The sequence below is a fragment of the Mucilaginibacter pineti genome (genome assembly GCF_900101875.1).
GTDB lineage: Bacteria > Bacteroidota > Bacteroidia > Sphingobacteriales > Sphingobacteriaceae > Mucilaginibacter > Mucilaginibacter pineti.
Map to the genome: position 1 here is coordinate 88,814 of NZ_FNAI01000015.1, position 15,750 is coordinate 104,563.

General features: G+C 47.7%; 14 protein-coding genes. All 14 read left to right on the plus strand.

The window, feature by feature from the left end; all coding sequences use genetic code 11:
• Positions 1-12: 12 nt before the first annotated feature.
• Positions 13-870 (plus strand): conjugative transposon protein TraN, encoded by an 858-nt coding sequence (gene traN, locus BLS59_RS25110; protein ID WP_091154235.1) that lies wholly within the window; start codon positions 13-15, stop codon positions 868-870.
• A gap of 32 nt (positions 871-902) precedes the next feature.
• On the plus strand, positions 903-1,292 hold the full coding sequence (locus BLS59_RS25115) for a hypothetical protein (protein ID WP_091154238.1): 390 nt from the start codon (positions 903-905) through the stop codon (positions 1,290-1,292).
• The gene (locus BLS59_RS25120; RefSeq protein ID WP_143014238.1) at positions 1,282-6,831 is read left to right on the plus strand and encodes a helicase-related protein; all 5,550 of its coding nucleotides are present in this window, start codon (positions 1,282-1,284) and stop codon (positions 6,829-6,831) included. The genes BLS59_RS25115 and BLS59_RS25120 overlap by 11 nt, the downstream gene beginning before the upstream one ends.
• An 11-nt stretch (positions 6,832-6,842) precedes the next feature.
• On the plus strand, positions 6,843-7,508 hold the full coding sequence (locus tag BLS59_RS25125) for a hypothetical protein (RefSeq protein WP_091154241.1): 666 nt from the start codon (positions 6,843-6,845) through the stop codon (positions 7,506-7,508).
• 72 nt (positions 7,509-7,580) lie between these two features.
• Positions 7,581-9,608: a type IV secretion system DNA-binding domain-containing protein gene (locus tag BLS59_RS25130; protein ID WP_091154244.1), complete on the plus strand. Its 2,028-nt coding sequence runs from the start codon at positions 7,581-7,583 to the stop codon at positions 9,606-9,608.
• Between the two features lie 38 nt (positions 9,609-9,646).
• Positions 9,647-10,066, plus strand: a complete 420-nt coding sequence (locus BLS59_RS25135) for a hypothetical protein (protein WP_143014239.1) — start codon at positions 9,647-9,649, stop codon at positions 10,064-10,066.
• Position 10,067: 1 nt separating this feature from the next.
• Positions 10,068-10,544, plus strand: coding sequence for a M23 family metallopeptidase (locus BLS59_RS25140; protein ID WP_091154252.1), 477 nt, complete (start codon positions 10,068-10,070; stop codon positions 10,542-10,544).
• 54 nt (positions 10,545-10,598) lie between these two features.
• Positions 10,599-11,882: an ArdC family protein gene (locus tag BLS59_RS25145; RefSeq protein ID WP_091154256.1), complete on the plus strand. Its 1,284-nt coding sequence runs from the start codon at positions 10,599-10,601 to the stop codon at positions 11,880-11,882.
• A 9-nt stretch (positions 11,883-11,891) separates the two neighbouring features.
• Entirely contained in the window at positions 11,892-12,692 is an 801-nt protein-coding gene (locus BLS59_RS25150) for a DUF4099 domain-containing protein (RefSeq protein WP_091154260.1), read from the plus strand.
• Positions 12,692-13,321 carry a hypothetical protein gene (locus BLS59_RS25155; protein WP_091154263.1) on the plus strand — a complete coding sequence of 210 codons (630 nt, stop codon included), beginning with the start codon at positions 12,692-12,694 and terminating at the stop codon, positions 13,319-13,321. The genes BLS59_RS25150 and BLS59_RS25155 overlap by 1 nt, the downstream gene beginning before the upstream one ends.
• A gap of 11 nt (positions 13,322-13,332) precedes the next feature.
• The gene (locus BLS59_RS25160) at positions 13,333-13,806 is read left to right on the plus strand and encodes a PH domain-containing protein (RefSeq protein WP_091154268.1); all 474 of its coding nucleotides are present in this window, start codon (positions 13,333-13,335) and stop codon (positions 13,804-13,806) included.
• Positions 13,807-13,878: 72 nt separating this feature from the next.
• A complete protein-coding gene (locus BLS59_RS25165; protein ID WP_091154272.1) occupies positions 13,879-14,112 on the plus strand; it encodes a hypothetical protein in 234 nt (77 codons plus the stop codon).
• Between the two features lie 90 nt (positions 14,113-14,202).
• Positions 14,203-14,421, plus strand: a complete 219-nt coding sequence (locus BLS59_RS25170; RefSeq protein ID WP_091154275.1) for a hypothetical protein — start codon at positions 14,203-14,205, stop codon at positions 14,419-14,421.
• 69 nt (positions 14,422-14,490) lie between these two features.
• A complete protein-coding gene (locus BLS59_RS25175) occupies positions 14,491-15,750 on the plus strand; it encodes a DUF1281 family ferredoxin-like fold protein (RefSeq protein WP_091154279.1) in 1,260 nt (419 codons plus the stop codon).

Here is a 15,750-nt window from a genome sequence, read left to right on the forward strand (position 1 = left end):
CACATTATTGTTATGAAAAGATTATTGCTGTTCGCTGTCATCGTCTTGACGGCTCTACAAACTTATGCCCAGAAACTCAATATCGCTACCGGAATAAAGAAATCGGAACTGCCGGTAGTTTACCTGCCTGCAAATATTTCCCTCCATTTCATTTCGCCAGGCCCGATCCAGTACGTGGATATTTCTACCAAAAGCATATCTGGCGACCTGCCCGTAAAAAATATTCTTCGCATTAAATGCCTCGCAGACTCAGCGGGTCATCCGAAAGGACCAGATTCAGACGCAGTGGTAACTATTGTAGGTGAAAAATATATCGCCCAATACCGCGTCATTCTTTCGCCGGCGAACGGCGGTGCGGTAGAAACGGATATCGAGATACTGCCGGATGAAACACGGCCAATTGACTTTCCAGGCGTTTCGCTATCACAGGAGGAACTCAAAAGCTACGCGGCTTTACTGGTCAACAAAAAGCCGGAAAAGCATCTGCAAAAATCGTCCGCATTCGGCATCAAGGCAAACCTTAACCATATCTACACGCTCGGCGATTACATTTTTGTTGATCTCGGTTATGAAAACGGCACCAATCTTAAATACGAGATCGATGAACTGCGGTTTAAGATCGAAGATAAAAAAGTCACGAAAGCGACGACCATACAATCCTTCGAAATCAAACCCGATCTGGTCCTATTTAACATCCCCTTTTTTAAGAAGCATTACCGCAACGTTTTCGTATTTAAAAAATTCACATTTCCCGGTAATAAGCAACTACATATCGAACTAAACGAAAAGCAGCTCTCCGGACGGGTGATCAATCTCGAAATATCCTATAAAAATGTGTTAGAAGCGGATATGATCCCTCTGCCCCAATAGTACCGGGACTTTGACCTTTTAAAATTTCCTTGATGAATATATTAATAGACCGGCTGCATCTCCGCCTGATGCAGCTGAACCCGGAATTATACCTGCAGCTCCAGGAAGAACACCGGGTCACGGACTATCTCAATAGCTTTTTATTGGTGCCCGGCGACCCGGAAGAAACGCTCTGTGATGCAATCACCCCGACGCGGTACGACTATGTCGCTAGCGTAATGCGGGAAGAGTTTGAAGAAACCTTCCTGCGGTTCAGCGGCTCCGGCATACTGATTTATGAACTGATCAATCTTGCTGCTGCCTGTACGGATGTATTCCAACATTTCGGCTTCCCCGATAAGGAGGACAGTCGGATGCTTCGCTACGCCGTGATCGGAACAATAGCAGAATACCTGGAAGGAGAATTGGAAAATGAGTTTTAATGTTGCTCAAAAATTGGACGGTAATATCGAGGCCATTCGTATTGCGCTGACCTGGGATGGCAAACGTTCATTAACTGCAGCGGAGCTGGCCGCCCTAAAAAGCTACGCCGGTTTTGGCGGCATTAAAGCGGTGCTGCATCCAATAGGCGACCGTGAAGTTTGGATTAAACGTAAAGTATCAGATACCGATATCCGCCTGTACCCGAAAATCATGCAGCTGCATGATCTCTTAAGGGAACACCTGGCAGATGCCGATTATAAAGAAGCGGTTGATGCCATGAAGAACAGCGTACTAACCGCTTATTACACCCCTGCAATGATACCCGCCGCCATTTATGACGCATTGAGCGAGCAGAAGATTACACCGCACCGGCTTTATGAAACCAGTGCAGGTGCGGGAATTTTTATTACAGAAGCAGCCGGTTCGCTTCCCGTGCTGGAAAATGTCAATGCCGTAGAGAAAGATTTATTGACAGGAAAAGTGCTTAGCGCATTATCCGCCAGTCTGCCGTTTCCCGTAAGCGTACAAATTAAGGGGCTCGAAGAAACACCCGCGTCAGAAAAGGGGCAAGCTGACCTGGTGGCCAGTAATATACCATTCGGTAATTTTTCTGTATTTGACCCGGCCTATCAGGGAAGCCCGGTAACCGCTAAGATCCATAATTACTTTTTTGCCAAAGGACTTGATAAATTGGCGAACGGGGGCCTCTTGGCTTTCTTGACGACCGATGCATTTCTGAACAGTCCATCCAATGAAACAGCAAGGAAGCACTTGTTCACGTCTGCGGACTTTATCAGTCTTTCCATTTTACCGGATAACCTGATGAAGGATAGCGCCAATGTAGAAGCGCCAAGCCACCTCCTGATCGTGCAGAAAAACGACCAGAAGGAAACCTTTACCGAAGCGGAGCAACAACTGCTGGAAACCACAGAACTGGAGAACGAAGCCGGAAAGTTTCATCAAAACACCTATGTGGTACGGCACCAGGAACTTATTTTGGCCGATGAGGTCGGACCCGGCACCAACCAGTATGGTCAGCCCTCGCAAATGATCTGGCATAATGGTGAAATGGAGGACCTGCGCAATCCGCTGCAGGAGCAGATTGCCGAAGGACTTGACGCCAATTTTAACCTGACCCGATGGAACGCGATCAAAACACAATGGGAGAAACAAGCGACTTCGCAACAAACGCCCGAAACGGTGGCAGAACGCGGCGCAAAGCAATTTACCTTTTTACCTGTGCCGGAAAATAAGGCCGCGAAAATGACGGTTCAGTTGGGCCTGTTTGACCAGGCACCAGCGGAAAACAATAACCGCGCGCAAGCTTACCTGTCCGACCTGGATGCAGCGACAATAGAAACGGCTACGGCCCGGCTCATCAGTACCATCCGTACCACAGCACGGCCGGATCATGAAAGTTTGATCATGCTTACGGCTAAGGCAAAACCCAGCGGCCGGTATCTGTATAAATTATACAGCAATGTTGCTGAAATCAAATTTTCCAATAAGTGGCTCAATGGCAACTCGCTGAGTTTCGAGCTAAAGGCACTTGCCGCCAAATTGAAATATTATGGTCACGATTACCGCTATGAAGGTGACAAAAGCCTGGAAGCGGCATTCGGCCTGGGCCCTGACCGGCCGAACCCCTTTAGGGATGTCAAACCATTCTATATCAAGGATACACTGGTTATCCACGAGGGTAAGACCGGGCTGATCGATACTCCTGATAACGGCAAAGCGGATTTCAAGGCTTTTGAGGAACAGCAAAACAAAGAATTTTTCCGCCTTTACATAACACTCAGGGACCATTATCTCGAATTATCTGAAGTGGAGTCCGCCACCTTACAGGCGCAGCCCTCACTAAGGTCGGAACTGAACCGGGCTTATGATCTACTGGTTGACGGATACGGCGAACTGAACAAAACGGTTAACCGCTCACGGCTGCTGGACGATGCAGCCTTCGGCTTCCTGATTCTTTCATCGTTGGAACGCCGGGAGAACGACACCTGGATCAAGGCAGATATTTTTAGCGGACCTGTTTTCCCGCAACAGGAAGATCTGCAGACCAATGACCCGGCAGAGGCGCTGGCAAGATGCCTAAATGACAGAGGTTACGTCGACCTTGCCTATATCAGCAAGGTAACTGCGCTAAGTGAGAGCGAGATCATCCGGCAGTTGGAACGGCAGATCATCCTAAACCCAGCTTCAAAGACCTGGGAAACAACGGACGCTTATTTGTCCGGAAATGTCGTCGCCAAATTGGCTGAAGCGGTCCCGGCCAGTCAGGCAGAACCGGATGACCTGCAGCTTGCGCGCAGCCTCGCTGCTATTCGCCGTGTTCAGCCTGACAAAATTCCATTTGAACTGCTCGATTTTAACCTCGGCGAGCGCTGGATCCCGGTAGACTACTACCGGCGCTTTACGCAGTCGCTGTTTGAACTGGAAGCCCGTGTAGAATATTTTACTTCACAGGATACGTTTAAAGTATCGTACAAAAAAGGCAACGCAGTTACTGACGGCCAGTTCACCATTTCGCCGAAATCCGGCAATAAGATGAATGCGCATACCCTGATGGAACATGCGCTGGAAAACACGTCACCGACTTTTTCCTACAAGGTTAAACGAAACGGGGAGATCGTCCGTGTTCCTGATAATGACGCTATACAGCTTGCACACCAGAAGATCGAGATCATCCGCGAGCGTTTCGTGGAATGGCTGAAGGAACTGCCGGACGTTGAAAAAATGCAGCTGGAGCAACTGTACAATGAAACTTATAACTGTTATGTACTGCGTGAATATGACGGCAGCCACCTGACTTTTCCCGGCCTCGACAGGAAGGCCGTGTTAGGAGATGACGAACTCCGCCCGTCCCAAAAGGACGCCACCTGGCGGATCATACAGAATCGCGGCGCGCTGATCGACCACGAAGTCGGGCTCGGCAAAACCCTGATCATGGTGCTGGCAGCAATGGAAATGAAGCGCCTTGGCATTGTTCACAAACCGATGATCCTTGCGATGAAGGCCAATGTCAGCCAGATTGCGGATACTTTTCGAAAAGCGTATCCTAAAGCCCGGGTGCTTGCACCCGGCGAAAATGACTTTACGCCGGCCAGGCGACAGGTGCTTTCCCATCAGATCAAAAATAATAACTGGGATTGTGTGATCCTGACCCATGACCAGTTTGGCCTGATCCCGCAGTCGCCGGAAATACAAAAGGAAATATTGCAGATCGAACTGGATAACGTGGATTTGGACCTGCAAACATTGGAAGACATGGGCGGTGAAATTTCCCGTAAAATGCTCAAGGGGTTGGAAATAAGAAAAAATAACCTGGAGAACCAGTTGAACGCGGTGCTTTACCGGATCGAGAACCGCAAGGATGCCGAGGTCAATTTCGGACAAATGAACGTCGATCACCTATTTGTGGATGAATCGCATAAGTTCAAAAACCTCACTTTCACCACCCGGCATAGCCGCGTAGCCGGCTTGGGAAATGTTGCAGGCAGCCAAAAAGCACTCAATATGTTGTTCGCCGTGAGGACGCTGCAACAAAAATTTGACGCCGACCTGTGCGTGACCTTTCTGTCAGGCACCCCGATTTCTAACAGCCTGACAGAGATGTACCTGATATTTAAATACCTGCGGCCAAAGGAATTGGAAAGACAGCGCATTGAAAATTTTGATGCCTGGGCTGCGGTCTATGCGCGGAAAACGGTCGATTTCGAGTTTTCTGTTACCAACGAGATCATCTCTAAGGAACGCTTCCGCCATTTCATCAAAGTCCCGGAGCTTGCCCTTTTTTATAATGAGATCACGGACTATAAAACAGCCAGGCATATCAGCCTCGACCGGCCCGAAATACAGGAGCACCTGGTCAATATCGCTCCTACGCCGGACCAACAGGATTTTATTAAGCGCCTGATGGCCTTTGCCAAAAACGGTGATGCCACTTTGCTTGGCAGGGCGCCACTTACGCAAGAAGAAGACAATGCCCGCATGCTGATCGCGACCAACTACGCTAAAAAAATGGCCGCGGATATGCGGCTCATCGATCCGGGTTACGGCGACCACCCTAACAATAAGGTGAATGTCTGCGCCAGAAAGGTGGCTGAAATCTACCGGGAAAGCACCCCACAACGGGGAACGCAAGTGATCTTCTCGGACATCGGCACACCAAAGTCCGGCGAGTTCAATATTTACGATGCGTTGAAAGAAAAGCTGGTCCGGGATTTCGGCATACCTGCCCATGAGATTTCCTTCATTCACGACTGGTCAGATAAACAACGACCAGAAATGTTCCGCAGGATGAACAACGGGGATATTCGCATCCAGATCGGTAGCACCGAAAAATTGGGAACCGGCACCAATGTGCAGAAGCGCGGCGTAGCGCTCCATCATTTTGACATCCCGTGGCGCCCTTCTGACCTCGACCAGCGCGACGGCAGGTATGCTCGTCCGGGTAACTGGCTGGCCAAAAATTTCTACGGCAACCTGGTGCAGGGCTACATCTACGCGACCGAATTATCGCTTGACAATTACAAATTTAACCTACTAAAAAACAAGCAGACGTTCATCTCCCAAATGAAGAACTGTGAGCTGAATGTCCGCACACTGGATGAAGGCGCTATCGATGAAAAAAGCGGCATGAACTTCTCAGAATACATTGCCATTCTTTCCGGCGATACCTCTTTACTGGAAAAAACGAAGATTGAAAAGAAAGTAGCGGTACTGGAAGGCTTCAAATCGGCGCACTATAAGGAAGTAGCACGTAACCGCTACCGGCTTGACGACCTGGAGAAGGAAAAACTAAAAGTCAGCGCCACCCTTTCAAAGCTAATCGTTGATGAAACTGCCTACAAGGGAAAGTTGCAGCATGATCCCGAAGGTGCCAAAGTGAACCTGATCCAACTGGATGGTGCCGCATCTGCTGAACCGGAAGCAATCGGCCGGATGATCCTTGACCGCTATCAACACTGGGCGCCGGAAAAGAACCAACCGGATGAAAAAAAGATCGGCAGCCTTTATGGCTTTGAGCTTTATGTACGCAGGGAACGGGAGCCTTTTGAACAGGATGGCATGGTACAATACCGATACCAGAATAACCTGTTTGCAGAAAGCCCGGAGACCGGCATCAAATACTTGTATAACAACGGACATCCCAATATTGATAATCCAAAGCTGGCGGCAAGGTATTACCTCAATGCCATCGACCGTATCGTACCGCTGCGGGAAAAGTATGAAAAGCAATTCATCGAAATTGAAAAGGAACTACCCTTATTGCAGCAGATTACCCAAAGGGTTTTTGAAAAGGAACCCGAACTGGCCGAACTAAAAAAGGAACTGGCACGGCTGGAAAAAGAAATCAGCGATAAGATCAGGGAAAGCCAGGCACCGCAAGGCGTACTGATGGAGCCTGAAGAAGGCGAAATAATCGGGGAAGAAAACGCACTGGAAACGGGCACACCGGAAAATGTGATACCGATCAACCAAACGGCCGGGGCGGAATATCCGCGGAAGGCCCAGGGATTTAACAGATAAAATTAGCAATCATGAAAACTTTAACGGATTACACAGGACCTTTTCCGGTCATCACCCTTGTGGGTACGGATTTTTTGGTGAACGCATGTACCATGCAACTGATTGAAGCCGCCGACCCCTCAAATAAAATAGATTATTTTGATATGATCGACCTGCAGGACCACCTCGAACTGGTATACGATACATCTACTAAAAGTATTTACCAGGGCCGGTGGGACCAATACCATGAGAAGGACAACACCCAATTATTTTGGCTGCGTCCTTTCGGTGCAATGGATCCGGCAGGAATGAATGAGCTAATGGACCATGTTAAACCGGGCTGGCGCAGCACCTATAGCAACGACTGGCCGGTGGTTAGCCTGGCCGGAACCGATTTTTACGCAGATGACCAACTCAGTTCCTTCCGGCAAAAGGACAACCCCTGGAACCAGATCCATTTTCATGAGGTCATGCAGGTAAATGGCCAGAGTGTCGTTTACCTGGACACACGCGTGCTCAATGTTCCTTTTCCGCATGAGTTGGATATTTATGCGCCTCCCGAGCAGTTGCCGGAACACACAGTCTTTGCCGTCGTACCGTCCGGACCGGAGCTGGCCGTGATGCTGAATGAAGCCAGGGCCACCCAAATTCCCGAGCCAGACCTCTATTCACTTTCGCCGCAACGCAAGGGCCGTTAGGGGCCTCATTGATTCATTTATCCTCTGCCGTGCAGCCTGTACGGCTTGTCCAGCCTTAAAATCAGATTACTTATGGAAGAAACGCGCGAGCAACAAAAGTTGCACGGGTTCCTGCAATGTGCCATTTACTTTTCACTGGTACTGGAAGCCGCATTGTTTATTTACCGGGATGCCCCTTTTTGGGGCGTATTTGGACGGGTTTTGGATAAGTTGCAGCACCTGGAAATTTACCAGCAGCTCATTTACAGCAAGCTGGCCACCTTCTTACTCATCTGCCTGGTCAGCATCGGTACACTCGCAAAAAAGAAGATAGACCTTGATCCTAAAAACCATATCGTTTACCCGCTAATCTTTGGCCTGTTACTTTTTTTTGGCAGCCTGTGCCTCTATAACCGTCCTTCAGAAATCATATTGCCTTATACGACATCCTTCAATTTAGCCTACATGGTCTGTTCGTTGCTGGGTGCCCTGCTGACGACGGTCGCGATGGATAACATTTCTAAAATTATCCGGTCGGGACTTGGCAAGGATAAGTGGAATGTCGAAGGCGAAAGCTTTATGCAGCCTTTGAAACGGATCGATACGCCATATTCGGTCAATATTCCTATGCAGTTTTATTACCAGAATAAGGTCCGGGACGGCTGGATAAACGTCGTGAACCCATTCAGGGGCACGCTGCTGATTGGGACGCCTGGCTCCGGTAAATCGTTCGGGATCATCAACCCCTTTATCCGGCAGATGATCGCCAAAGAATTTTGTGCCTGTATTTATGATTACAAATTCCCTGATCTGGGAAAGATAGCCTACTATCATTTTTTGCTGGCTAAACAGCATGGCAAATGTAAAACGCACCGCTTTCACGTCATTAATTTAAGCGATGTAGAGCTGAGCAGGCGTATCAACCCCTGGCGCAGCGATTACCTTCGTACGCTGGCGGATGCCTCGGAAAGTGCCGAAGGTTTGGTAGAAGCTATGAAAAAAGGCGACAAGTCAGGCGGCAGCGACCAGTTCTTCACCCAATCAGCGATCAATTTCCTGGCCTGCTGTATCTATTTTTTTAGCAAGTATGATGGCGGCAAGCTTTCCAGTTTCCCACATGTGCTGGCCTTTCTGAACCATTCTTACGAAGATATCTTTAATACCCTGTTCACCGAACCGGAGCTGGTTTCCTTGCTGTCACCGTTTAAAAGTGCCTTCGCAGCCAAAGCGTTTGACCAGCTGGAGGGACAGGTAGGAACACTGAAGATATTTATCAGCAGGCTCGCCACGAAAGAGACTTTCTGGGTCTTTTCAGGAGACGACTTTAATCTAAAGATATCTGATAAGAACGACCCGGGCGTACTGGTACTGGCCAATGATCCGAATACACAGAATATCAACTCCGCCTGTTACTCGGTCATCCTTAACCGCCTGACCAAGCTGATCAACAACAGGGGCAATTTGCCCTCCGCTCTGATCATTGATGAGGTGCCAACTTTATACGTTCACCGTGTGGACAATATTTTAGGAGTTGCCCGCGGGCATAAGGTAGCGGTGCTTTTGGGCCTCCAGGAATTGCCACAGTTTCAACAACAATATGGCAAAGATACGGCAGGAACTATCACTTCGATCACCGGAAACGTACTGGCAGGATCGGTCAGGAACAAGGAGACGCTGGACTGGCTGGAGCGGTTGTTCGGCAAATCCAAGCAGATCGGCGAGAGTCTTTCCATTGACCGCAATAAAACATCTTCTTCGCTGAACGAAAAATTAGAGGCGCTCATACCGGCAGGTAAAATGGCATCGCTTAATACGGGAGAAATGGTCGGGCTTATCGCGGCAGACGCGCAGGACAATTATACCGGCAAATTTGAAACTTCCGCCGTTAACTGCAAGGTCAATCTGGACAATAAGGCGATTCAGACCGAAGAAGCTGGATACCGTGATCTTCCCGTTTATTATGACTTTAAGGGTAAGCGGGAGGACATCCTTTTACAAAACTTCTATCGCATTAACAAAGAAATAGAAGCGGTCATCAAAAAATTCAAACCGGCGCCCGCGGCTGCGGTCATTCCTAAAGGTTCCATGAAAGCCACCCTGAAAGCCGGCAAACCCAAATAATCCATTAAACACTGAAGAAAATGAACCCATCAGAAGAATTGAGGGGCACCCTCGCGTTGGTGCACCATGAACTGACCGATGACCCTGCCAAGCGGCAGGGTCAGATCGGCATGATAACCGACATTGACCTGGATCAGGATGATGTTTTTGTAAGCTTTGAAAAAGGGCACCAGGCGAAATACAGCACGGATGCCTTGCTGGTACTCCGCAATCATAAGGATGTCTACCGGGATCTGATGTCCAACGCAACGAAAATGGACAGCCCGGATTTCAAGGCGCTCTTTCAACTCAACCTGCTGCAGCAGTCAGGTTCCGCAAAAGACCTGCGATCCGCCATGGAAATTGCGCAAAGCAATGAAAAAATCCGGGCTTACAGCATGAGCTCGCTGGAAGATAAGCTGGGCGTGGTCAGGGATTTTGCCGAATACCAGGAACAGGCCGTAACCAGGGGACGTTAAAATGAAAGCCGCGCTGGCCTTTGTTTTTTGCTGTTTCCTGCACGCGGCCATCCGGGCGCAGGACACCATCCCTGCACAGGTATGCCTGCCGCTTCATCAGCTTTCGCTTACCTCAGCTTTCGGTTTCCGGATTCACCCGCTTACCGGAAAATACGCTTTTCATGCTGGCGTTGATCTGCGGGCACATCACGACACAGTGTTTTCGGTTCTACCCGGCACTCTAATAGTGGGATACAATGCTTTCTTAGGCATCTATGTTAAAATTACCAGCAGCAACCTGGAAGTCATTTACGGACACCTTTCGCAACTATTAGTGCCGCCGGATCAAAAGGTCTTTCCGGGAACGGCGGTAGCCATTACCGGGGCCACAGGAAGAGTGACGGGCGAACACCTTCATTTTTCAGTACGGTTTGGCCGCAATTATATAGACCCGCTGCTATTCCTGGCGACTATGCTACAGCAATCCCGCAGCCCCTGACGCCAGGCTCAACAAACTAACGTATCATTCAAATAATAACAAATCATTAAAATTATGAGCAAACAATTCAAACCCGTACACGAACAGTTCGCAGAGAAACTGATCGCAGAACTGAAAGCCGGCACCTCGCCGCTTCAAAAGCCCGTTAAAGATAACGGCCAGCCCGCATTTGTGTTACCCCTTAATCCGACGACCGGTAAAAATTACCGCGGCATGAACGCATTGATCCTCGGCACCAAGGGCTTCGATGATCCCCGCTGGATGACCGCCAACCATGCGCGCTTTGCCGGTTACCTGGTAAAGGAAGGCTCCAAGGGAACCCTGATCGATTTCTCCAAAAAGACCGACATTCAGGCCATCAGGACGGTTGACGGTCAAAAGATAAAAGATGACGAAGGTAAAACCCAGACCAAAACCGTCGAGTTTGACAAGGCGGTCAAGGCCAAAGCCTTCCTGTTTAACGGAGAACAGATCAATGATATCCCGCCCTTAGCCGAATTCGTCAAGGAAAAAGAAGCTGGTCAAACGCTGACACCGAACGAACAGGCCGAAAAGCTACTAGCCGACAGCAAAGCAGTGATCGTCCATGGCGGAAACGAAGCCTTTTATGACCGGGCGAAAGACGAGATACACCTGCCGGAAAAAGATCAGTTTGAAAATGAGACGAAATACTATACCGCGGCGTTGCATCAGTTGGCACACTGGACAGGCCATGAAAGCAGGCTAAACCGCCCGATGGAGGGCAAATTCGGCTCCATCGAATATGCCCGTGAAGAATTGCGTGCAAGCATCGCCGCGATGATGGTGGGTGCCGAATTAAAGACCGGTCACAATTTTGGCCAGCACACCGCTTACGCCAATAACTGGGTCAAGATTTTGAAAGATGAACCTTATGAAATATTCAGAGCTTCCCGTGATGCCCAGAAAATCGCTGACCTCATGATCAATACGGAGCAAAAAAGGGAAATTAAGGAAACGGCTTCAGAAAAGGCTAACCTGACTACCTTGAATAAAGGGGATATTATTCCCTATAAAAATGCAAAGTATGAGGTGTTGGCTGTCCTGAAAGGAAAAACTGCCCAGATGCTCGAACAAAATTCAGGCAACAAGTTTAAGGTTGGGCCGAAAGACAAGTTGTACGCTAGCCTGGTGGAGGCGCGCAATAACCCGGGCAAGGAAATCGCCAAAGAACTTGCAGAAGAACAGGGTATCGAAAACAAGCAGGAGAAAGCGGTTGATAGAAGCAATAGCACACAAAAAGGTTTTAACGTGGAAATGGAAGTGCCCGAAGAAGCTCTCGCAGAAGAAAACACTACTTCCTATAAAATGAAAAGATAACATAATCCAATGACTGATCAATTATTTGACGAACAGGTCCTCCCCATGGAGGACCTGGAAAAGATCGGGCTCGCCAAAAATGGCCGGCTCATATTAAGCGAAGAAGACCTTAAAGCGCTGTTGTCCGGCAGGCGTACCGATATGCTCCGCCTGGAAAATCTGATCTCTGAGGGTATTCATATCCTGGCGATGGACGCCAAGCTATCGTTGAAACAAAATGAAGCCGGACACCTTGACCTCTTGATCCACCCGATCTACCGTGAGGCGGAATACCCCAAATACCTGACTGATTCGGAAGCGGAGGCTTTGGAAAAAGGTGAACTTGTTAATATCAAAAAAGTACTGTCAGACACTGATGGCAAGGAAACGGATATCCTGATCGAATTTGATAAGGACACTAATGAATTTATCATTACCGACACCGAAAAAATTCTGGTCCCGGATTTCGTGAATAACGAGAAGCTGACGCTGGAACAAAAGGAAAGTTACCGTAAAGGCAAGGAAGTAGAACTCAAAGACGGTACCAAATTCCAGTATTCCGGAACCAACCGGCAGGGAATCAGCGCCAATAAACTGGCGCTCGTCGCTTCCATCCTGATTGATGGTGGCGTTTCTTATCTGCTGTTTAAAGGATTAAATGCTTTGTACGGTGAGAAAAAGGAAGATGAGAACCGAAAGCATTATGGCAAAGGCTACCACCAGGCCTTGAAGGATATGCAGGCCGAAGGAAAAGAGAAAGGTCAGAAGATGGAGTTTCAACAGAAGAACGAATATAGCCGGGGTTATTCACGTTCCGGCATGAAACGGTAATGCACGCCTTTTTAACCCGCCTGGGTATCTGTCCCAAAGTGCAGGATTTTTTTGCACCACATTACCTTAGCGATGCCTGCGGCAATTTGATCTTTCCCTACGGGAACGATACGGAGCATTTTGGCTTTGCCTTTCATCGGGTGCCCGACACAGAAATGCTTTGGCTAGCGGGTAACCCCAATAGCAACATGATCCGGCGTGTATTTATTTGCGCATCGGCCATGGAAGCTATTGCTTACCTGTCGGTCAAATACACAGCCATTAATGACTTAGAAGGGTTGCTTTTTGCTTCGGTTGGCGCTAAACCATCCATAGAGCAGATCAATTGGCTAAACAGGAACTTCACCGGCAGGCAGTTCGCGCTCGTTTTCGGCAAGGATATTCTGGGACGGGTGTGTGAATTGAAAGTGGCCGCAGGTTTATCAAATATTCCTGTGGCCATATTTCTCGAAGGTGATTTTATCATCGTTAACTACCGGTCTGCCAATTATATTTTTCCTGCGCAAGCTTTCAGCCTGAATGCTTTCGAGAAAAAAACCGGATGCCGGTTTCGTATCGCGACTCAAAAACCACCTGGCTTTGACTCTTATTTTCAGCAGTTAAAGGCAGGTAAACTTCCCAATAATTAACAATTAAATTTATGGAAATAGAAGAAATGAAAGAAAGGCCTGAACTGGTCTTACGGCCAGCGGCCTTGTATGCTTTCTTACGGGTATTGCCATTGCTGCTCCTCGCCATGCTATTCTTAGTGGTGGCCTGGTGGCTTTTTCCGTTATTCATCTGGCCGAGCCTGATCACCATTACTGTAGCCGGATACCGCTTTATGTTTATTCGAAGCATTCTCTACCTGATCACGCCGGAAGTTATCCGCGTCAGGACAGGAATCTTTTCTAAGCGGCTGGATAACTTAGAAATGTTCCGGATCAAGGACTATACCGTTACCCAACCTTTCATCTTACAGGTTTTTCGGCTGATGAATCTGACGCTAAAGACGACCGACCCTGAAAATAAATCCATGACAATGACCGGAATACCTGTTTCTGACATCATCGATACGATCCGGGGGCACGTTCAGGAAGCGCGGCAACATAACCGCATATTCGAAGTTAACTAATTGACTACGTGAATGGAAAGCTACCATTTGGGTTAAAAACTCCTGATTAAAACATTATTTAAAAGTTGAATTATGAAAATGATCATCCATCTTATTTTTACTTTCTTCATTTCCACCATCTGCCTGATGTCCGCACTGGGCAACAGCTACGGTTGGATTTTGTACGCCCTCACCTTTGCAGCATGGACCTGCTTCTTTTGGACAGTTTATAAACGGCTTAAAAGGAAGAATGAGAGAGTCGCCCAGGAAGAACTTTTTCAGGAATATATGCGTTCTAAGATCCGCAGGGACCAGCAATACAAATAATTCACCACCGGGACTCTAATAGTCCGGCAGCCTGCGCTTGTCAAGGTAATCCAGATAGCAATAAATTTGAACAGACTTATAAATTTCACCATGGAAAAACTTGAAACATTATTAGAGAAACATCATACCGAGTGGCAAATCATCCAGTTTATTAAAGCCAATGTTGACGATTATCATCAGATAAGCACCGCAGATTTTCTAAAATGTTATAATGTCCGGACGATGCTGAGATGGCGGAATGTAGGTCATAAATCGATATCGAAGCTTGCGGAAGTATTTGATAAAGAAGGTTTGTCATTGAAATATTGAGCTGGTTATCGTGCCTTACTAAAAAGCAAGCGTTCTTATCTATAAATCAATTCACTAATCAATTTTATTATGGCAAACTGGTGCAAAAATACCGTGCTTTTTAGCGGTGAAAGTTCCCGCGTGGAAGCCGTTCTGGAACTTTTTAAAGAAATAGAAAAGCAACAAAACAATACCAAGCAATGGCACCTCCCGGAATTTGTCACTGCGCCGAACAGCTTTATGCTCGACATACAAATCGATAACCAACAGATAAGCTACCATACCATGTGGATGCCCAACCTGGACGCACTTCGCGAAATCGCCGATCATTTTATGGTTGAATTTACCAGTCGATTTGAGGAGACAGGTATGCGTATCAGCGGAATAGCCCTATATCATGACGGAATATTAAATGAAATGCAAAACGAGAAACATCCTGAAGCATCTTATGAACTCGATCCGAAGCGGCAGGCGTATGTTGTCGGCGGCATCCCATTAGATATCAAAAAGGATGTGACGGAGGCAAGAGAAGAACGTCAATGGCACGCTTCCAGGGAACTCAGATACGAAGACAAAGATTCATTCAAGACCACAGGCAATGTTACAAAAGAAGAAATTAATGCCTTATTCGGCGATCTTCCCGAGGGCGAACTTTTGTTGAAGTTCGCGGAATTGAAAAACTTTGAGCAGGCCAGAGACATATTTAACAGTATGGACGAATACGCCATTGTACTAATGGAAAATTACCTGATCCAGACCTTCCACCATATAGAAAAACTGAATTACAGCCACGATCAATACATAGCCTTGCGTTTCCTGGATCAATTAATCAACAATTATGATGCTGAACGCATCCTCGATCTGACCCCCGCCCGCGATCTGACAGCAGATCATACACCCCAAGATACCGAACTACTCCAGGAGCGTTTGGCAGGCAAGTTGCCACATATTGACCTTAACGGCACCGACTTTACCATTGACTGGCGGCTGAGGGAATTACGAGAAACGGAAAGTCCCTGGAATAAACTTGATTTTAATACGATGGATATGTCCGAAAGTGGGGACGAATATTTTTGCCTGTATAATACTGCCGATCATACGCATTATCAATTTGATGACGCTATCACCTCGCTTCCGGAAAATATTATTTTGCTGGAAATACCCTACGAAATTAAGCTCGATCCTGTAGCCGTCGCCCGGGAATATGCTATTGACGTCCGTGAATTCGTAATGCAAAATCCGATTCAAAAGGACTTAAAGGCAAATGTTAAACCTTTATCCGCAACGGGTATACCGGAATTGATTGAAGAAAACTTAAAAAAAGAGCAAGCGCGTAAAATCGGCCGATAA

Excerpts from the sequence above, each read along its gene's own strand:
- traN (WP_091154235.1), top strand. The coding sequence starts at position 13 with ATGAAAAGATTATTGCTGTTCGCTGTCATCGTCTTGACGGCTCTACAA.
- BLS59_RS25115 (WP_091154238.1), top strand. The coding sequence starts at position 903 with ATGAATATATTAATAGACCGGCTGCATCTCCGCCTGATGCAGCTGAAC.
- BLS59_RS25120 (WP_143014238.1), top strand. The coding sequence starts at position 1,282 with ATGAGTTTTAATGTTGCTCAAAAATTGGACGGTAATATCGAGGCCATT.
- BLS59_RS25125 (WP_091154241.1), top strand. The coding sequence starts at position 6,843 with ATGAAAACTTTAACGGATTACACAGGACCTTTTCCGGTCATCACCCTT.
- BLS59_RS25130 (WP_091154244.1), top strand. The coding sequence starts at position 7,581 with ATGGAAGAAACGCGCGAGCAACAAAAGTTGCACGGGTTCCTGCAATGT.
- BLS59_RS25140 (WP_091154252.1), top strand. The coding sequence starts at position 10,068 with ATGAAAGCCGCGCTGGCCTTTGTTTTTTGCTGTTTCCTGCACGCGGCC.
- BLS59_RS25145 (WP_091154256.1), top strand. The coding sequence starts at position 10,599 with ATGAGCAAACAATTCAAACCCGTACACGAACAGTTCGCAGAGAAACTG.
- BLS59_RS25150 (WP_091154260.1), top strand. The coding sequence starts at position 11,892 with ATGACTGATCAATTATTTGACGAACAGGTCCTCCCCATGGAGGACCTG.
- BLS59_RS25155 (WP_091154263.1), top strand. The coding sequence starts at position 12,692 with ATGCACGCCTTTTTAACCCGCCTGGGTATCTGTCCCAAAGTGCAGGAT.
- BLS59_RS25160 (WP_091154268.1), top strand. The coding sequence starts at position 13,333 with ATGGAAATAGAAGAAATGAAAGAAAGGCCTGAACTGGTCTTACGGCCA.
- BLS59_RS25165 (WP_091154272.1), top strand. The coding sequence starts at position 13,879 with ATGAAAATGATCATCCATCTTATTTTTACTTTCTTCATTTCCACCATC.
- BLS59_RS25170 (WP_091154275.1), top strand. The coding sequence starts at position 14,203 with ATGGAAAAACTTGAAACATTATTAGAGAAACATCATACCGAGTGGCAA.
- BLS59_RS25175 (WP_091154279.1), top strand. The coding sequence starts at position 14,491 with ATGGCAAACTGGTGCAAAAATACCGTGCTTTTTAGCGGTGAAAGTTCC.